Source organism: Polaromonas sp. YR568, assembly GCF_943369675.1.
Taxonomy (GTDB): domain Bacteria; phylum Pseudomonadota; class Gammaproteobacteria; order Burkholderiales; family Burkholderiaceae_C; genus Polaromonas.
On sequence record NZ_CALROB020000025.1, the window covers coordinates 22,470 to 42,019 of the forward strand.

The 19,550-nt window shown below is 68.0% G+C and carries 9 protein-coding genes; 5 read left to right on the plus strand and 4 right to left on the minus strand.

The annotated features are described in order from the left end of the window. Nucleotides 1-76 precede the first annotated feature (76 nt). The 4 genes from ACLV8F_RS14805 to ACLV8F_RS14820 all read left to right on the plus strand — a co-directional run bounded on the left by ACLV8F_RS14805 (nt 77) and on the right by ACLV8F_RS14820 (nt 13,861). Nucleotides 77-577 (plus strand): hypothetical protein, encoded by a 501-nt coding sequence (locus ACLV8F_RS14805; RefSeq protein ID WP_411884962.1) that lies wholly within the window; start codon nt 77-79, stop codon nt 575-577. A gap of 158 nt (nt 578-735) precedes the next feature. Beyond that, nucleotides 736-3,312 (plus strand): beta strand repeat-containing protein, encoded by a 2,577-nt coding sequence (locus ACLV8F_RS14810; protein ID WP_411884963.1) that lies wholly within the window; start codon nt 736-738, stop codon nt 3,310-3,312. A 113-nt stretch (nt 3,313-3,425) separates the two neighbouring features. Next, the gene (locus ACLV8F_RS14815) at nt 3,426-9,476 is read left to right on the plus strand and encodes an SdrD B-like domain-containing protein (protein ID WP_411884964.1); all 6,051 of its coding nucleotides are present in this window, start codon (nt 3,426-3,428) and stop codon (nt 9,474-9,476) included. Then, a complete protein-coding gene (locus ACLV8F_RS14820; protein WP_411884965.1) occupies nt 9,476-13,861 on the plus strand; it encodes a hypothetical protein in 4,386 nt (1,461 codons plus the stop codon). Before ACLV8F_RS14815 ends, ACLV8F_RS14820 begins: the two co-directional genes overlap by 1 nt. A 346-nt stretch (nt 13,862-14,207) precedes the next feature. On the opposite strand, the gene ACLV8F_RS14825 is transcribed toward ACLV8F_RS14820, so the two are convergent. From ACLV8F_RS14825 to ACLV8F_RS14840, 4 genes are all read right to left on the minus strand, one after another. Beyond that, nucleotides 14,208-15,218 (minus strand): asparaginase, encoded by a 1,011-nt coding sequence (locus tag ACLV8F_RS14825; protein ID WP_411884966.1) that lies wholly within the window; start codon nt 15,216-15,218, stop codon nt 14,208-14,210. A 34-nt stretch (nt 15,219-15,252) separates the two neighbouring features. Then, nucleotides 15,253-17,358: an elongation factor G gene (gene fusA, locus ACLV8F_RS14830; RefSeq protein ID WP_411884967.1), complete on the minus strand. Its 2,106-nt coding sequence runs from the start codon at nt 17,356-17,358 to the stop codon at nt 15,253-15,255. A gap of 128 nt (nt 17,359-17,486) precedes the next feature. Next, nucleotides 17,487-18,191: a glutathione S-transferase family protein gene (locus tag ACLV8F_RS14835; protein WP_411884968.1), complete on the minus strand. Its 705-nt coding sequence runs from the start codon at nt 18,189-18,191 to the stop codon at nt 17,487-17,489. Between the two features lie 27 nt (nt 18,192-18,218). Further along, nucleotides 18,219-18,797, minus strand: a complete 579-nt coding sequence (locus tag ACLV8F_RS14840; RefSeq protein ID WP_411884969.1) for a methylated-DNA--[protein]-cysteine S-methyltransferase — start codon at nt 18,795-18,797, stop codon at nt 18,219-18,221. Nucleotides 18,798-18,931: 134 nt separating this feature from the next. On the opposite strand from ACLV8F_RS14840, the gene ACLV8F_RS14845 reads away from it, so the two are divergent. Then, on the plus strand, nt 18,932-19,495 hold the full coding sequence (locus ACLV8F_RS14845) for a bactofilin family protein (RefSeq protein WP_411884970.1): 564 nt from the start codon (nt 18,932-18,934) through the stop codon (nt 19,493-19,495). The last annotated feature ends 55 nt before the right edge of the window (nt 19,496-19,550 follow it).

Sequence of the window (19,550 nt, forward strand, 5' to 3'; positions counted from 1 at the left end):
CATACAGGTTGCGCCCATTGCGCATCTCCCTCACTCGCGCCCCTGCCGCTGATTTGTACTCAAAAAGGATTAACCCATGAACGCGATTCTTAAAGTTTGTTTGTTTGCCGCCGGCCTGGCCATGGGCCAGGTGGTTCTGGCCCAGGCTTCGCCGGTGAGCTCCCAGCTCGTGGCGCAGCGTGTCGAGATGGTGGCCGGCAAGCCGGTGCTCAAGGCGGCCGGTGACGGCAAGCCGGGCGATGTGCTGCAGTACAGCGCCACCTACCGCAACACCGGCGCCGCCGCGGCCGCCAAGCTGCTGGCCACCGTGCCGGTGCCCCCGGGCACCACCTTCATCGCCGCCAGCGCGGAGCCGGGCCAGGCCCAGGCTTCCACGGACGGCGCGACCTTTGCGCCCATGCCTTTGACCCGCATGGTCAAGCAGGCCGACGGCAGCATGCGCAAGGAAAACGTTCCCCTGTCCGACTACCGCGCCCTGCGCTGGGAAATCGGCACCCTTGCCGCGGGCGCCACCACGGCGGTCAGCCTGCGCGTGAGCATCGATGCACCGGTGGTCGCATCGGCCGCAAAACCGTAACGGCGCCGGTTTCACCACCGCGCCGCCATCCCCTTTTTTGTTAGTTGTTTGTCGATTCACCGTTGTCTTGTAGCCAGGAGAAAAACGCCATGTATGCCAACCCCCCGAGTCCGAGGCCTTTAGGGCTTCCGCACTTCTTCACCCACTGGATTGTGGGTTTGTTCGTTGCTTTCGCCCTGGCGATGGCCGGTATGGCGGCTCACGCCGCACCGCCGCCCGCCGGCACGTCGATCAGTAACCAGGCCTCGGCCACGTACTCGGACGCCTCGGGCGTGACGCGCACGGTGACCTCCAACGTGGTGCAGACCACGGTGCAGCAGATCGCCAGCCTGACGCTGGCGGCCAACGGCGCGCAGAACGCGACGCCCGGCAGCGTGGTGTACTACCCGCATACCCTGACCAACACGGGTAACGGCACGGACACCTTCAACCTGACCACCGGCAACACGGGTCCTGGCTTCGTGATGGCGAGCGTGCAGATCTTCGCCGACAACGGCAGCGGTTCGCCCACGGGCCCGGCCATCACCACGACCGGCGCATTGGCGGCGGGCGGCATCTTCAAGTACATCGTGGTCGGCACCCTGCCCACCACGGCTACGGCGGGGCAGACCAACGCCATCACGGTGACCGGCACCAGCGTGTTCGACAACACGAAGACCCAGTTCAACACCGACACGACCACGGTCACAACCAATGCCGTCGTGACGCTGACCAAATCGGCCAGCGTGTCCAGCGGCGCGGCCGGCACGGCCATCACCTACACCCTGACCTACACGAACACCGGTAACAGCACGGCCACCGCCGTCGCCATCACCGACATTCTGCCGGCAGGCCTGACCTACACCGCCGGCACCGCGCGCTGGAGCGCCACCGGCGCCACGGCGCTCAGCGACAGCGGCGGCCCCAGCGGCACGGCGCCCAACACGCTGACTTCCGGCTACACCCTGGGCACCAAGACCCTGCTGGTGACGCTGAACCAGGTGCTGGCCGGCCAGTCGGGCACCATCACCTTCGGCGCGACGGTTGCCGCTGGCACCGCACCGAGCACGCTGAACAACACCGCGACGACGTCTTACAACAACGGCGCCACCACGGTGACGGGCAGCTCCAACACCGTGCCTTTCACGGTGCTGCAGACCGCCAACGTGACGCTGACCGGCACCACGGTGCCCGGCCCGGCCGCGCCCGGCTCGACGGTGAGCTTCACCAACACCGTGACCAACACCGGCAACGGCTCGGACACCTTCAACATCACGCTGAGCCCGGGCAACTTCCCGGCAGGCACGACCTTCCAGCTGTTCAAGAGCGACGGCGTCACGCCGCTGGTCGACACCAACAGCGACGGCACGGTCGACACCGGCCCCCTGGCCGCCGCCGCCGCCTACAACGTGATCCTGAAAGCCACGCTGCCGCCGAACGCGACCAACACCGGCGCGCCCTTCATCATCGTGAAGACCGCCACCTCGGTGTTCGACCCGACCAAGACGGCCAGCACCAACGACCAGCTGACCGCCGTGGCCAACTCCGCGGTTGACGCGACCAACAACCTGCCGACCGCCGTGGGCGTTCCCGGCGCGGGCGTGTTCGCCAACGGTGAAGGCGCCGCACAGGTCACCAACACGCTGAACCCCGGCGCGTCGACGACCTTCACGGTGGTCGCCAACAACACCGGCCCTTCGCCGGACAGCTACAACCTGGGCGCCAGCACGGTGAACACCTTCGCCAGCGTGACGCTGCCTGCCGGCTGGACGGTGAGCTTCCGCGCCGACGGCGGCGCGGGCAACTGCTCGACCACCGGTGCGACCATCACCAACACCGGCTCCGTGGCCGCCGGCGGCAACGTCGTCGTCTGCGCGGTGGTTGGTGTGCCTGCCGGTTTCGCCGCGGGCACCACGCAGCTGTACTTCCGCACGCTGTCGCCCACGTCGAACGCAACGGATACGCTGCATGACGCCGTGATCGTCAGCGCCGTGCGCTCCATCACCATGACGCCAAACGGCGCCGGCCAGACCTATCCAGGCGGCTCCTACGTCTACAGCCACACCCTGACCAACACCGGCAACGTGCTGGAAGGCAACGGCACGGTCAGTACCGTGACGCTGGCCGGCACGAACAACCAGGCCGGCTGGACTTCGGCGCTGTACTACGACGCGAACGCCAACGGCGTGCTGGACGCGACCGACCCGCAGATCAGCGGCGCCCTGAGCGCGGCGACCGTGCTGCCCGCGGGCCTGGCCCCGGGCGCGTCGATCACCGTGTTCAACAAGGTGATCGCACCGAGCGGCGCGACGCCAGGCGCGGTGGATGCCACGACCATCACGGTCACGACCAGCAACGGCAGCTACGTCACGACGATTCCCGCCGTGGCCACCGCTGTTGACAGCACCACCGTGATCGCCGGCAACCTGACGCTGTCCAAGGCGCAATCCCTGGACACGACCTGCACCGGCGCCACCGGCGGCACGGTTTACGCGGCGGCCACCCTGAGCGCCCGTCCCAACCAGTGCGTGCTGTACCAGATCACGGTGACCAACGTGGGATCGGCGAATGCCACCACGGTCGTCGTGTCCGATGCGACGCCGAGCTACACCACGCTGAGCAGCGCGGCGGCAAGCACGGTAGGCACCGCGACCGGACCCGCAGCGGGCGCAGCCGGCACCGTCACCGCGACGATAGGCACCCTGACCCCCGGTCAGTCGGCTGTCTTGACTTTCGGCGTGCGGATCAACCCGTAATCCACCCCTGATCCCTAGCGCGGGAAGCGAAAGCTTCCCCGCTTTTCAAAGAGCACGACCGCGTGCCCTTTGGAAAGCGACGCCCTGCCGCGAACCAAATCCCACCCGCCCACATGCTTTTTAGCCTGCCGCGCAAACTGCTGATCTCCTGCATGTTGCTGCTCTTCTGGGCAGCGGCACAGGCAGCGCCGACCCCCGCCGGGACGGTGATCACCAGCGCGGCGAGCGCGACCTTCACGGACACGGCGACGGGCCTGTCGGTGCGCATCAACTCCAACATCGTGAACACCGTGGTGGGCCCGCTGGAGGCGCTTACGCTGAGCACCAGCCAGAACCTGCTGATCGGCGTCGGCGCATCTTTCACCATCAACCACAACCTGGCCAACACCGGCAACGTCGCCACCAACTACCTGGTCACGGCCAGCGTGGCCGCCGGCAGCGTCTTCACACCCCTGAATGTGCAGGTGGTGCTGGACGTCAACGGCAACGGGCTGGTCGATGCCGGCGAGCCCGTGGTTCCCGCCGGCGGCGTGGTGCCGGTGCCCCTGGGCGGCACCAAAGGCCTGCTGATCACCGGCCAGATCCCCGCCGGCGCGGTGCCCGGGCAGACGGCGCAGCTCACCCTGCGCGCGGTCAGCCAGCTGCAAAGCGCCACGGCCACCAACACCGACACCCTCAACCTGACCAACGCCGCGGCCGTGCAGGTCACCTACTCGGCCTCGACCGCCACCGCCGTGCAGGGCGTGGCGCTCAGCTTCACCGCGCGGGCCACCAACAACGGCAACATGGCGGCCAGCCCGGCCAACGTGACCGTCAACGGCGCGCCGGCCGCGCTGTTCGTCCTGCGCGCGCCGGTGCCGGTGAACAGCGCCTTCACCTCGGCCCAGCCCGCCACCAACCCCGGCGCGCAGACGCTGTACCACCTGCTGGGCGGCGCGGCCAACAGCTACGTCACCACGGTGCCGGCCGGCGCCGCGGTCGACGCGGTGGCCTGGTCCATCCCCACGCTGGCCCAGGGCGGTTTGTTCCAGGGCAAGTTCAGCGTCCGGGTCAATGACAATGCGGCCGGCAACGTGAGCGGCGCCGCTTACGCGGACTGGACCGACGCCGCCGCCCCGCTGACCACGACCAGCAACACGGTGGTGCTGCCGCTGCCCGGGCATGCGGCCGGCATCTTCTTCTACACCAACAACAACTACACGAACAAGGCCACCCAGAGCATTCCCGGCAACGTGCTGTACGTGCAGACCGACGCGGCCATCTGCAATGCCGACCCGGTCGCGATAGGCACGGTTGACGTCAACCTCGTGAGCCAGCTCACCCGCGACTCGGAAACCTTCACGGCCGTGGAAACCGGCCCCAACACCGGCATCTTCCGCATCCAGCCCAGCGTTCCCACGGCGAACGGCGCCACGCACATCGTGGCCTCGGGCAACGGCGTCCTGGAAGTGCTGCGCAACGACACGGTGACGGCCACCATCACGGCCTGCGACGGCATCTCGGTGTCGGCCAGCACCACGCTGCTGGTCGACCCGTCCGGCACGGTCTACAACTCGCTGACCAACAAGCCCATCGCCGGCGCGACGGTGCGCCTGATCGACGTGAGCGGATCCGGCAACGGCGGCAACCCCGGCGGGCCGGCCACGGTCTTCGAACTGGACGGCCTGACGCCGGCGCCCAGCACCATCGTGACGGACACCGACGGTTTCTATGAATTCCCGCTGGTGCTCAACAGCAATTACCGCCTGTCGATCACGCCGCCCGCGGGCTATTCTTTTCCCTCGGTGTCGCCTGCGGCGCTGCAGCCGGCCGGCCGGTGGATAGACACGCCGGGCTCCTACGGCGGCGATTTTGTGGTGGCCGGCGTGGCGGTGCACTTCGACGTGCCCATGGATCCCGGCGCCGTCGCGGGTGGCCTCTTCATCCAGAAAACAGCCAACAAAAAGACCGCCGAAATCGGCGACTTTGTCGATTACACGATCAAGTTCAACAACTTCGGCACGGTGCCGCTGCTCGCCACCGTGGTCAAGGACACCCTGCCGGCCGGCTTCGCCTATGTGCGCGGCACCTCCCGGCTTGACGGCGCAACGCTGGCCGACCCCGCAGGCGGCGCCGGCCCCACGCTGCGCTTCGACGTGGGCAACATCGCCGTCCACGGCCAGCCCGTGCTGACCTACCGCGTGCGTGTGGGCGCCGGCAGCATGAGCGGCAACGGCGTCAACACGGCCCAGGCCGGCGCCGGCGGGGTGAGCTCCAACACGGCCAGCGTGCGCGTTCAGGTGGTGGGCGGCGTGTTTTCCAACAAGGCCTACGTGATCGGCAAGGTGTTCGCCGACTGCAGCCGCGACGGCGTGCAGGACGCGGGCGAGCCGGGCGTTCCCGGTGTGCGCATCTACCTGGAAGACGGCACCTATGCGGTGACGGACGAAGAAGGCAAGTACAGCTTCTACGGCCTGGAGCCGCGCACCCACGTTGCCAAGGTCGACAACACCACGCTGCCCGCGGGCGCCGCGCTGGCCGTGCTGAACAACCGCAACGCCTTCGACGCCGGCAGTCGCTTCGTCGACACCATCAACGGCGAACTGCACAAGGCCGATTTCGCCGTCGCCGGATGCACGCCCGGCCTGCACGAGCAGATCGCCGCGCGCCGCAAGGCCCTGGGCAATCCCTCGGAAATCGCCCAGGCCGCCGGCACCTTGCTGCAAGCCAACCGCGGCGCCGTCGCGGCCGACAGCCGCACGCTGCCCGCCGCCGGCGCCATGGGCTTGCCCGGCGCGCAGCAGAACAATGCCGGCAGCAATGCCGTGGCGCCGCTGCAGGGCGCTGCCGGGAACCTGGGCGCAGTCGGCGACACCGGCGGCCCGACCGCAACGAGCGCGCGCCTGCCCCAACCGATTTACACGCCGGCCAGCGTGATGCCCGCGCAGCCCGCGGCGCCCGCCGCCGACGCGGCCCCGGCCGAACAGGCCCTGCAGCCGCTGGAAGACCTGCTGCCGGAACTGAACGGCGAGACCGCCTTCGTCGGCCTGGTGGACGACCAGCTGCTGCCCGTGGCGCAGACCCGGGTCCGCGTCAAGGGCCCGCTGGGCGCGCGCTTTGAACTCACGGTCAACGGCCAGCCCGTGCCGGCCACGCAGGTCGGCAAGAAGAGCAGCCTGGAAAAGAACAAGGTCCTGGCCTGGGAATACATCGGCGTGGACCTGAAGCCCGGCCGCAACACGCTGGCCGTGCGCGCCATCGACAGCTTCGGCAACGCCCGCGGCACGGCGCAGCTCACGCTGCGCGTGCCCGGCGCGCTGGCCAAGATCGAAATCGGCGCGCCGGCGCAACTGATCGCCGACGGCACGACCGCCTTGCCCGTCACGGTGTTCCTGCGCGACGCGCAAGGCCTGCCCGTGGCCGCGCGCACCCAGGTCAGCCTGCAGGCCAACCTGGGCCAGTGGCAGACGCCCGACCTCGATGCGCGCCAGCCCGGCACGCAGGTCTTCGTCGAAGGCGGCGAAGGCCGCTTCCTGCTGCTGCCGCCGGCGCAGCCCGGCAAGGCCGAGCTCACCGTCAGCGCCGGCACCGTCAAGTCCGTGGCTTCCATTGAATTCATGCCCAACCTGCGGCCCATGATCGCCGCCGGTATCGTCGAAGGCACCATCAACCTGCGCAGCCTCAGCCCGTCCGCCCTGCAGCCCGCGCAAAGCGGCGACGTGTTCGAGCGCCAGATCCAGAGCAGTTCGCAAAGCCTTCGCGGCGGCAAGGGCGACGCCGCCGCGCGCACCGCGCTGTTCCTCAAGGGCAAGGTCCTGGGCTCCTCGCTGCTGACGCTGGCCTACGACTCCGACAAGCCTGGCGACACCGCGCTGTTCCGCGACATCCAGCCCAACCAGTTCTACCCGGTGTACGGCGACTCGTCGGCGCGCGGTTACGACGCGCAGTCCACCGGCAAGCTCTACGTGATGCTGCAAAACGGCACCAACTACGCGCTGCTGGGCGACTATTCGACGCAGAGCGACAACGCCGCGCGCCAGCTCACGCAATACTCCCGCGCCCTGAACGGCGTGAAGGGCCGCTACCAGGAAGGCGCCGTCACCGTCGAAGGCTTCGCCAGCCGCACCTCGACCACGCAGCTGGTGCAGGAATTCCGCGCCAACGGCACCTCCGGCCCCTTCCTGCTGAACATCAACGGCGTGGTCAACAGCCAGCAGGTCAACATCCTCACGCGCAGCCGCAGCCAGTCCTCGGTCATCGTCAACGACACGCCGCTCACGCAGTTCACCGACTACGAGATCGAGCCCCTGAGCGGCCGCCTGCTGCTCAAGTCGCCGGTGGCCAGCGTGGACGCCGACCTCAACCCCATCTTCGTGCGCGTCAACTATTCGGTCGACGCGGGCGGCGTCAAGCACTCGGTCGCCGGCGGCGAAGCCCGCGTGCAGGTCACCCCGGCGATCACGCTGGGCGCTTCGGCCATGCGCGACACCGACCCGTCCAACCGCCAGAGCCTGGACGGCCTCAACGTGACGGCCCGCTTCGGTGAAAAAACCGTGGCCACCGCTGAAATCGCTCGCAGCACCACGGACCTGCAGGGCAACGGTTCGGGCCACCGCGCCGAGATACGCCATGAAGACCAGGCGCTGCAGGCGCGCGCCTGGGCCGCGGAAACCAGCACCGGTTTCTACAACCCCAACAGCGTGCAGTCCGCGGGCCAGTCCGAGTACGGCGCCAAGATCGGCTACGCGGTGGACGAGAAGAACCGCATCGTCGGCGAAGCGCTGCGCACCACCAACAGCGTCAGCGGCGCGGCGCAGACCGGCGCCGAACTGAAGCTCGAGCACAGCATGGCCGGCAACATCAAGGTGGAAGTCGGCGTGCGCTACAGCAGCTCCAACACCGCCGCGGCCCTGTCCGGCCCTGCGCTGCCGGGCTCCACCGTGCCGATCACGCCGACGGCCGCCATGGTGGCCGCGGGCACGGCCGAAGAAGTCGGCACCACCACCGCCCGCGTCAAGGTGACGGTGCCCGTGCCCGACGTGCCGCAGGCCGACGTCTACGGCCTGGCCGAGTACGCCATCGACGGCAGCGGCGGCCGTGAAGTCGGCGTGGGCGGCAACTACGCCATCAACGCCACGACGCGCGCCTACGCGCGCCACGACTTCATCAACAGCCTCAAGAGCATCTACACGCTCAACACCTCGACCTCGCAGTACACCACCGTCGCCGGCATCAACACCGAGCTGACCGACAGCACGCAGCTGTTCAACGAATACCGCATGGGCGACAGCATCAACGGCCGCAGCGCCGAAGCCGCCGTCGGCCTGCGCAAGCTCATGCGCCTGGACAACGGCGTGGGCCTGACGGCCAGCGTGCAGCGTATCAAGCCGATCTCCGGCGTGGTGGTCGACGACTCCAGCGCCGTGACGCTGGGCGCCGACTACACCGCCGCCGCCAACTGGAAGGCTTCCGGCCAGGTGCAGTGGCAGACCTCGACGACCTCCAGCAGCTGGCTGCTGACCGGCGCGGTGGCCAACAAGCTGGACGACAGCTGGACCCTGCTCAACCGCGGCCTCTACAGCGAGCAGTCCAACCTCGGCGCCGGCGGCGGCTCGCGCGAACTCATCACGGCGCAGTCCGGCGTGGCCTACCGCCCCGTCGAGACCGACGTGTGGAACGCGCTGGGCCGCATCGAATACAAGCAGGATTCGGACAGCACGCTGGGCCCGGGCCTGAACCGCGACGAGTCCGGCCTGATCCTGTCGACCCACCTCAACGTGCAGCCCAGCCGCAACTGGGTGATGAGCGCGCGCTACGCCGCCAAGTGGGGCAGCGACAAGTCCAACGGCATCAACAGCCGCTCCTTCACGCAACTCCTGGGCGGCCGTTCCACCTGGGACCTCACGCAGCGCTGGGACGTCAGCCTGCAGGCTTACCGCATGTGGGGCGACGGCGCCGCCGAAACCGCCGTCGGCGTGGAAGTCGGCTACCTCGCGTGGAAAAACATGTGGGTGTCGGTGGGCTACAACGTCAAGGGCTTCAAGGCCGCGGACATGACCGGAGAGGCCTATACCCAGCGCGGCCTCTATCTGCGTGTACGCTTCAAGTTTGACGAGAACGTGTTCGGCGAGCCGTCCGCCGCGGCCACGCCGTCCATTTCCCGCACCGCGGCGCCCCAATCATGATGCTGTTTCAACGCCCCGTTTCCCGCCCAGGCCTGCCGTGCAAGCCGGCGTTTTCGCGCGTGCTGGCGCGGGCCGCCTGGGGCGCCGCCTTGCTGCTGCTGGCCGCGCCCTGGGCGACGGCGCAGACGACTTTTAACTACACCGGCGCGGTGCAAACCTACACCGTGCCCGCGGGCGCGGGCGGGGTGACCATCCAGGCCAACGGCGCGGGCGGCGGCAGCGGCGGCAACGACTCCAACGGCTGGGGCGGCGCCGGCGGCGCAGGTGCACGGGCCACCGGCACTTACTATGCGGCGCCCGGAACAGTGCTGAATATTTATGTGGGGCAAGGCGGCCGGGCAGGCAACACCTCGCAGGGCGCCTTCACCTGCGCCAACGCGGCCGGCGCGGGCGGTCTTGCCGGCGGTGCCGCAGGGTTTGCGGGCGGCTCCGGCGGCCAGGCCGGTTGCGATGGCTGGTCCGGCGGCGGCGCCGGCGGCGGTGCCGCCAGCGTGGTTGCCACGGCTGCCAATGCCCGGCTGGTGATCGCCGGCGGCGGCGGCGGCGGGCAGGGCGGCGCCCTGGATGTGCTGGGCCGTGCCGGACTGGCCGCGCCGGCCACGCCCATCGGCGCGCTGCCCGGTTCTGCGGGCGTCGCGGGCAACACGCGCGTCGGCGACGGTTCGGGCGGCGGCGGCGGCGGCGGCGGCTGCCCCGGCGGTGCGGGCGGCGCGGAGCTGGTAGACAGCAGCGGCACCAACAACACCCTGCAGTCCAGAGGCGGCAGCTCATGCAGCGACACCGCTGTGGTGACGACTTTCGGCGTGACTGCGGCGGGCGCTGCCGGCGCCGCTTCCGTCACCGGCTCGGCGCCGGCCAGCGGAAATAACGGCAGCAACGGCTCCGTCGTCATCACGCCCGTCAATCCGACACGGAATCTCAGCAAATCCCAGCCCAGCCCGGCGCTGGCCCTGACCAGGGACAGCGTGTACACGCTGACGGTGACGGCCACCACCACGACGCCATTTTTCACCGCCACCGTGACGGACCGCTTGCCTGCCAACCTGACCTATGTCAGCGGCGCTGGCACTGGCTGGACTTGTTCGCTGGCGGGGACTCTGGTGACCTGTAACTACAGCAGCACTGTTGCCGCCACAAGTGCCTCGGTCGACATCACGGTGAGGCCGACGACGATTGCTGCGGTGACCAACCGCGCGTCGGTAGGCGCCGTGGGCAACGCCGCCCCGCCTACCGCCGGCAATTGCACGGCATTGAATGCGCCCAACGCGGGTTGCGCCCCGCCGGTGACCAATACCCCCACCAACGCGATCCTGAACCTGGTCAAGTCAGCGCCCAGCCCGGCCTTGAAAGTCGGCAGCAACAGCGCCTACACCCTCACGCTCACCAACACGGGCACGACGGTGAGCACCACGGCCCGCATCACCGACCAGTTGCCGGCCAACCTGACCTACGTCAGTGGCACGGGCACGAACTGGACTTGCTCGACGGCGCCCAGCGGCGGCGGCACGCTGGTGACCTGCAACTACACCGGCAGCATCGCTACCGGCGGCGGGACGGCCGCCGTCGTCATCACGGTCACGCCCACCAGCACGGCCAGCGTGACCAACTATGCATCGGTGGACCGGACGGGCGGCACCAACACGCCGGTGCCCACCACCTGTACCGCGGCCAACGCGCCCAGCGTCGGTTGCGCGGCGCCGGTGACCAGCACGCCCACCATCGTGATCCTGGGCCTGGTGAAATCCCAGCCCACCCCGGCTTTGCGGACCGGCATCAACAGCGCCTATACCCTGACCGTCACCAACACTGGAACGGCGGCCACCGCCACGGCGCGCGTGCTGGACCAGTTGCCGGCCAACCTGACCTATGTGAGCGGCACCGGCACCGGCTGGACCTGCAGCACGGCGGCCAGCGGCGGCGGCACGCTGGTGACCTGCAACTTCGCCGGCACCATCGCGGCCGGCGGCGGCTCCTCGGCCATCACCATCACGGTGACGCCCACCAACACCACCACGGCGATCACCAATTACGCGTCCGTCGATCCCGACGGCGGCACGACGCCGCCGGTTCCCACCACCTGCACGGCGGCCAACACCCCGACGGACGGCTGTGCCGCGCCGGTCACCAGCAGCGTGGTGCTGGGCCTGGTGAAGTCGGCGCCGACGCCTGCGCTCAGCGTCGGGATCAACAGTGTTTACACGCTGACCGTGACCAACAACGGCAACGCCGCGGCCACCACCGCCCGCGTGCTGGACCAACTGCCCGCCAACATGGCCTTCGTCAGCGCCACCGGCACCGGCTGGACCTGCACGCCCACGGGAAGCACCCTGGTCACCTGCAACTTCAGCGGCGTGATCGTCCCCGGCGGCACCGCCGTGATCAACCTCACCGCCACGCCGACCAGCTCGGCGTCGGTGACCAATTTCGCGTCGGTCGACCCTAGCGGCGGCACCGCGCCGCCCACGGCCGGCAGCTGTACCGCGGCCAACACGCCCAGCGCAGGGTGCGCGGCCCCCGTCACCAGCACACCGACCAGCCCTGTGCTGGGGCTGGTCAAATCTAACCCCAGCCCGGCGCTGCAGGTTTTTTCCAACAGCGCTTACACGCTGACCGTGACCAACAGCGGCAACGCCGCGGCCACCACCGCCCGCATCCTGGACCAGCTGCCCGCCAACCTGACCTATGTGAGCGGCGTGGGCACCGGCTGGTCGTGCTCGGCAGCCGGCGGCGGCGGCGCACTCGTGACCTGCAACTACAGCGGCAGCATCGCCACGGGCGGCGGCACGTCCGCCGTGGTCATCACCGTGACCGCCACCAGCAATGCGGCGACCACCAATTACGCCTCGGTGGACCCGACGGGCGGCACCACGCCGCCCACGCCCACCAGCTGTACCGCGGCCAACACGCCCAGCGCCGGCTGCGCGGCGCCCGTCACCAGCACCGCCGGCCGGGGCATCGCGGGCACCGTGTATGCCGACGTGAACCACAACAGCAGCCGCGAAGCCAGCGAGTCGGGCATAGGCGGCGCCGTCCCCCTGTTCGTCAAGCTGGCGCCTTTGTCCGGCGGCGTCTGCACCAGCCCGGCCGTGGCGGCGGCATCGGTCGACCTTTCCACCGGCGCCTACAGCCTGTCCAGCGTGCCGGAAGGCAATTACTGCCTGGTGCTCGACGGCAACGGCACCCTGTCCGACGTGACGCCGGCGTACCCCACCGGCTGGATAGGCACGGAGAACCCGACCGGCGTGATCCAGCTGACGGTGGGCGCGGCGCCCCCTTCGCCGAAAAACTTCGGCCTCTACAACGGCAGCACGCTGAGCGGCACCGTGTTCGCCGACAACGGCGCCGGCACCACCACAGCCAACAACGGCGCCAGGGCCGGCACCGAGCCGGGCCTGGCCGGCATCATCGTCAACGCCGTGCAGGGCGCGACCACGCTGGACAGCGAACCCAGCGCCAGCGACGGCAGTTATGTTTTGTGGGTGCCCGGGGCCACCACCGGCACCGTGGTCATCACGCCCGTGCTGCCGGCCGGCTACACCGCCACGGGCGGCTCGGCCGGCACCAGCGGCGGCACCTATACCCGCCCCAGCGTCAGCTACACCGCCGGCTCGGGCCTGGCCCGCACCGGCATCAACTTCGGCATGGTGGCGCCCAACACCCTGGGCCCCAACGGCGCGCAGACGGCCCAGCCCGGCACGGTGGTGTTCCACACCCATACCTACAAGGCCGGCACCGGCGGGCTGGTCACGTTCTCGATGGCCAACACCGCCACGCCGGCCAGCCCGGTGTGGAACCAGGTGCTCTACCTGGACGGCAACTGCAACGCGGCGCTGGAAGCCAGCGAGCTGCAGGTCACCCCCGCCATCACCGTCACGGCCGGGCAAACCCTCTGCCTGGTCATCAAGCAGTTCGTGCCCGCCGGCGCCAATCAGGGCGCGCAGAACAGCATCACGCTGAGCGCCGCCTTCACCTACACCAACTCCGCCCCGGCGCTGCCCGTCAGCACGCTGGTCGCCACCGACATCACCACCGTGGGCCAGGCCGGCGACCTGGACCTGGCCAAACTGGTCAGCAACATCACCCAGGCCCTTCCCGCCGCCACCAGCGTGAACGCCAGCCCCGGAGACACACTGCAGTACACATTGACAGCGACCAACAACGGCGCACAGCCGCTGTCCACGCTGTTCGTGAGCGACTCCACGACAGCCTTCACCGGTTTCGTTTCCGCGGCCTGCCCGGGCACGCTGCCCACCGGCATCACCGCGTGCACGGTGACCACTCAGCCTGCTTTGGGCGCGCAGGGGGCTTTGAAGTGGACGTTTACCGGGTCGCTGGCGTCGGGGGCGCAGTTGGTTGTGACCTATCGGGTGAAGGTCGATCAGTAGTCGCCGGGTCTTGCGCCGGCTTGCGCGCTCCCTTTGTGCTCTTTGCTGAGGGCGGCTGGCCGGGAGTGGCCCGGCGGCCAGTAACTTTCTTTTGCTTCGCCAAAAGAAAGTCACCAAAGAAAAGGCGACCCTGGTTGCTGCGTCCCCTGCGCTTCGCTACGGGGCAACCTGCGGTGCTCGGTCCAGCCGGGGTCTGGCTAAACTCGCTACGCTGCGCTTCGCTCAGACAACGCCAGCCCTGATCCGTCTGGACCTCCGCTCCTCGGCGCATCCACAAGGGGTGGGGACAGGAATACCAAACAGCCAATAGCCGAAGACAGAACTCGCAGGCAAGGCTGCGGGAGGTTCAGCTTCCGGCTTGCAGGTGAAAAGCCGGGCGCCTCTCTCCCACTACGAGGCCTCGCGCATTGACAATCTCCTGTGCCCGCCAGGGCGCAAGCTCCGCTCGCTGCGCATCGTCCAGCCAGCCCAACTGGTCCAGCACCTCCACCGTCGCCGCATGCAACGCCACCTTGTTCGCGTCCATGATTTTCAGTGCCACCGCTTCGCCGCGTGATTTGCTGCCCACCACCTGCACACCGTCGGCGCCTATCTTGGTGACCCAGTCGCCGCGGCCGGCGCGCATATAGGCCAGGTCGTTGCGGCCGGTGCCGGATACGAGTTCGGGGTGCGCGGTCATGGCTTCACCCAGTGCCGCAAAACTCGCGCCGAACTCGGTGTCGCGCGCGCCGCTGGCCAGGCGCGCATAGCCGCGTGCCAGGCTGGCCAGCGGCAGCGCGTAATTGGGGGCCGAGCAGCCGTCTATGCCCATCTTGAAGTAATTGGGGTCCATGCCCACGGCGCGGGCGACGTCGCGGCGTATCGCCTGCTGCAGGCGGTGGTCGGGTGCGATGTAGTCGTCCAGGCCCAGGCCGTGCTGCACGCAGTAGGCCAGGAAGCCGGCGTGCTTGCCGCTGCAGTTGTTGTGGCGTTCGTCGACCACAAAGCCGGGCGGGGGCGCCTGTTCGAGTTGCGTGAAGATGCTGGGCACATGGCAGCCGCAGCGCAGCGCCTTGTAGTTCAGCCCGGCCTTGTCGAGCATGCCTTGCGTTTCGGCCACGTGCATGATTTCGCCGTTGTGGCTGGCGCACATCATCGCGATTTGCCGGGTCGTGAAGCCGAACTGCGCGGGCCCGCCGGCTTCCACAAAGGGCAGGGCCTGCAAGGCCTTGAGCGTGGAGCGCGAGAACGTCAGCCAGTACGGGTCACCCGCGTGGGCCAGCAACTGCCCCTGCGTGTTGACGACGGCCACGGAGCCCAGGTGCTGGCACTCGAGCGTGCCGCCGCGGGTCAGTTCGATCAGGGGGATGTGCTTCATGCCGGCATTGTGGCGCATGCGCCGCAGCCTGCCTCTAGCCGCCCTTGCCGCGCATGATGGCCGCGGCCACGTCGGGCGTGGTTTCGGCGTAGCGCTTGAACTCCATGGTGTAGGTCGCGCGGCCCTGCGTGAGCGAGCGCAGCGTGGTGGAGTAGCCGAACATTTCCGACAGCGGCACTTCGGCGCGCACCAGCTTGCCGCCGCCGCCGGCGATGTCTTCCATGCCCTGCACCATGCCGCGGCGCGACGACAGGTCGCCCATCACGTTGCCCATGAAGTCCTCGGGTGTCTCCACCTCGACCGCCATCACGGGCTCCAGCAGCACCGGCTTGGCGCGGCGCATGGCTTCCTTGAAAGCCAGCGAGCCGGCCATGCGGAAGGCGTTTTCGTTGGAGTCCACGTCATGGTAGGAGCCGAACACCAGCGTGGCCTTCACGTCCACCACCGGGTAGCCGGCCAGCACGCCGGCCTTCAGCGTTTCCTGGATGCCCTTGTTGACGGCCGGAATGTATTCGCGCGGGATCACGCCGCCCTTGATGGCGTCGACGAACTCATAACCCTTGCCCGAAGGCTGCGGCTCCAGGTTGAGCACGGCGTGGCCGTACTGCCCGCGCCCGCCCGACTGCTTGATGAATTTGCCTTCGACGTCGTTCACAGCCTGGCGTATGGTTTCGCGGTAGGCCACCTGCGGCTTGCCGACGTTGGCTTCGACGCTGAACTCGCGCTTCATGCGGTCCACCAGGATTTCCAGGTGCAACTCGCCCATGCCCGAGATGATGGTCTGGCCCGACTCTTCATCGGTGTGCACGCGGAATGAGGGGTCTTCCTGCGCCAGGCGGTGCAGCGCGATGCCCATTTTTTCCTGGTCGGCCTGGGTCTTGGGTTCCACCGCCTGCGAGATCACCGGCTCGGGGAACACCATCTTCTCCAGGATGATGACGTGCGCCGGGTCGCACAGCGTGTCGCCGGTGGTGGCGTCCTTCAGGCCGACGGCCGCGGCGATGTCGCCGGCGCGCACTTCCTTGACCTCGTTGCGTTCATTGGCGTGCATCTGCAGGATGCGGCCCAACCGCTCGCGCTTGCCCTTGACCGGGTTGTAGACCGTGTCGCCCGCCTTGATCACGCCGGAATACACGCGGAAGAAAATCAGCTGCCCGACGTAGGGGTCGGTCATGATCTTGAAAGCCAGCGCCGAGAAGGGCTCGTCGTCTGTCGGGTGCCGTTCGGCCTCGCCTTCGTCTTCGGTGTGGCCCAGGATGGCGGGCACATCCACCGGCGAAGGCATGTAGTCGATCACGGCGTCCAGCATGGCCTGCACGCCCTTGTTCTTGAAGGCGCTGCCGCACAGCATGGGCACGATCTCGTTGGCGATGGTGCGCTGGCGCAGGCCTTGTTTGATTTCGTCTTCGCTCAGCGGCTCGCCGGCCAGGTATTTGTTCAGCAACTCGTCGTTGGCTTCAGCGGCCGCCTCGATCATCTTGGTGCGCCATTCGTTGGCGGTCTCCAGCAGGTTCGCCGGGATGTCGCCGTACTCGAAATGCAGGCCCTGGCTGGTGTCGTCCCAGATGATGGCCTTCATCTTGACGAGGTCCACCACGCCCTGGAAATGGTCTTCCGCGCCGACCGGAATCTGTACCGGCACGGCCACGCCTTTGAGGCGCTCGCTGATCTGCCGCTGCACGCGGAAAAAATCAGCGCCCACACGGTCCATCTTGTTGACGAAGGCCAGGCGCGGCACCTTGTACTTGTTGGCCTGGCGCCAGACGGTTTCCGACTGCGGCTGCACACCGCCCACGGCGTCGTAGACCATCACGGCGCCGTCGAGCACGCGCATGGAGCGCTCGACCTCGATGGTGAAGTCCACGTGGCCGGGCGTGTCGATGATGTTGATGCGGTGCTCAGGGTAGTTGCCGGCCATGCCTTTCCAGAAGGCCGTGGTCGCCGCCGAGGTGATGGTGATGCCGCGCTCCTGCTCCTGCTCCATCCAGTCCATGGTGGCCGTGCCTTCATGGACTTCGCCGATCTTGTAGTTCACACCGGTGTAAAACAGGATGCGCTCGGTCGTGGTGGTCTTGCCGGCGTCGATGTGCGCGCTGATGCCGATGTTGCGGTAGCGCTCGATGGGGGTGTGGCGGGGCATGCGGAACTCCTTTTTTTGCCGGTCCACGCGTGTTGGAGTTATGGCGTGGCCGGGCCCGCCAGTTTGCGCCAAAGTAACGGTTTTTGCTTGGCTCATTGCAGCAGCCACGTTGGCGCAAGGCCTGATGCTCAGCCGGCGTGCAACATTTTTGCCATGAAGGCAGGCAGGGGCCGGCCGTCGGACAGCAGGTATTTCGCCATGGGTATCACCACCTCGCGCACCGAGGCACGCGCGCTCATCCTGTCGCGCCAGGCCAGCAGGCACGGTGTCTCGGCAGTGAGGGGTGCGCCCATGCGCTCGCCGAAAATCATGGCCATGTAGAGGGCGATGTCGGCATTCGAGAAACTCCCGATCACGTAGTCCTGCCCGGCCAACAGCGGTTCGAGGTAGCGGTAAAAATCCCGCGCGCCCTGCAGCGCCGCGACGGCCAGCGGGTCGTCCAGCCTGTCCTGCAGGCCCATGAGTTTGATGACGTGCGGAAAGTAAACCTCGTCGGAGCGGTGCTCCATCTGGCGGGCTCGCGCGCGATTGGCAATGCCTGCGGGCCACAGCGCCGGCTCGGGCTTGAGGTCTTCGATGTATTCCAGAATTTGCGTCGAGTCGAAGAGTTCCAGGTCGCCATGCACCAGCACCGGCACCTGCTTCTTGGGGTTGATGCGCGCCACCTCCGGGTCTTTCGGCGAATAACCCTCGGCCTGCGTGAAGGGCACCATGACGAGCTCAAAGGCGATGCCTTTTTCAATGGCCGCGATCTGCACCTTGGCGCCGAACATGCTGAGGCGGGCCGAATACAGGCGTATGGAGGGTGCTGCAGTGGAGGAATCTGAGGGCATGGTGTGGGTGGAGCTGGCGTGAAAAAATCAATGCGTGGAAGACGGCGGTTCGCGGTCGAACAGGCCTGGCGCGCCGCCGATTTCCGCGCCTTCGATCAGCAGCATGCGCAGCTTGGTCGAGACGCCGCCAGGCGCCGAGAAGCCGCCCGACTGCGCGCCCGAAGCCAGCACGCGGTGGCAGGGCACGATGATGGGAAAGGGGTTGTGCCCCAACGCCTGCCCCACGGCGCGCGCCGAGCCGGGCTCGCCCAGCAGCGCGGCGATCTCGCCATAGGTCTTGGTTTTGCCCGGCAGGATGTCCTGCGCGGCCGCATACACGCGGCGGTGAAAGGGCGTCGTGCGGCGCAGGTCCAGCGTGCAAAAGCGCAGGTCGCGCGCTTCGCCTTCGAGCAGCGCCACCATGCCCTGCACAGCCTGCTGCATCGCCTGCGACGGCGCGGCAGCTTCCAGTGAAGGGAACTGCCGGTACAGGCGCGACAGCATGCGGCCTTCGCTCTGCTCGGGCAGGCGCACGGCGGCGATGCCGTGGTCGTTCCACACCAGCGCGCACTGCCCGATGGCGGTGGGAAAAAGCGTGAAGCCGTGAGGTTCGCTGTCGGCGGTCATGGTGGGCCACATGCTACACGCGCGACGACATCGCCGTTGAATGTAAGAATTAATTTCGTTACCTCTCTTGCATGGGCCCCGAGCTTTTAATTTTTCACGGACGTACCATGCCTTCTTTTTTGAAGGAACTCACAATGGCAACACCGTTCTTCGGCAAGCGAGAAAACGAGACACCGGCAGGCCTGCGCAACGGCCCCGGAAACGGCTACGGCAACTCGGGCTCGGCCAGCACGCTGCATTCGTCGCCGCTGTCCGGCCAGCAGAACAATGCCGCCAAACCCGTGAATGAAGCCGCGCCGGCCACCGCCACCACGACCGCCACGAAGGAAGGCGGCAGCAAGCTGACGGTGGGGCCCAACATCAAGCTCAAGGGCGTGGAGATCACCGACTGCGACACGCTGGTGGTTGAAGGCCTGGTGGAGGCCACCATGGATTCGCGCGTGATCCAGATCTCCGAGCAGGGCGCCTTCAAGGGTTCCGCGGAAATCGACGTCGCGGAAATCCGCGGTGAGTTCAACGGCAACCTCACGGTGCGCCAGAAGCTGGTGATTTACTCGACCGGGAAAGTCACCGGCATCATCCGCTACGGCAAGCTGGTGATTGAAGAAGGCGGCCAGCTTTCGGGCGAAATCCTTTTCGGTGCGCTGGCTACCGCAAAACCCGCGAGCGTGGTGAAGCCGGGATTGCAGGCGGTGTAGGAGACTCAAAGCAACAAGCAGGCGCGGTTCAACGCGCCATCAAAAAAGCCACATC

Excerpts from the sequence above, each read along its gene's own strand:
- ACLV8F_RS14805 (WP_411884962.1), top strand. The coding sequence starts at position 77 with ATGAACGCGATTCTTAAAGTTTGTTTGTTTGCCGCCGGCCTGGCCATG.
- ACLV8F_RS14815 (WP_411884964.1), top strand. The coding sequence starts at position 3,426 with ATGCTTTTTAGCCTGCCGCGCAAACTGCTGATCTCCTGCATGTTGCTG.
- ACLV8F_RS14820 (WP_411884965.1), top strand. The coding sequence starts at position 9,476 with ATGCTGTTTCAACGCCCCGTTTCCCGCCCAGGCCTGCCGTGCAAGCCG.
- ACLV8F_RS14825 (WP_411884966.1), bottom strand. The coding sequence starts at position 15,218 with ATGAAGCACATCCCCCTGATCGAACTGACCCGCGGCGGCACGCTCGAG.
- fusA (WP_411884967.1), bottom strand. The coding sequence starts at position 17,358 with ATGCCCCGCCACACCCCCATCGAGCGCTACCGCAACATCGGCATCAGC.
- ACLV8F_RS14835 (WP_411884968.1), bottom strand. The coding sequence starts at position 18,191 with ATGCCCTCAGATTCCTCCACTGCAGCACCCTCCATACGCCTGTATTCG.
- ACLV8F_RS14840 (WP_411884969.1), bottom strand. The coding sequence starts at position 18,797 with ATGACCGCCGACAGCGAACCTCACGGCTTCACGCTTTTTCCCACCGCC.
- ACLV8F_RS14845 (WP_411884970.1), top strand. The coding sequence starts at position 18,932 with ATGGCAACACCGTTCTTCGGCAAGCGAGAAAACGAGACACCGGCAGGC.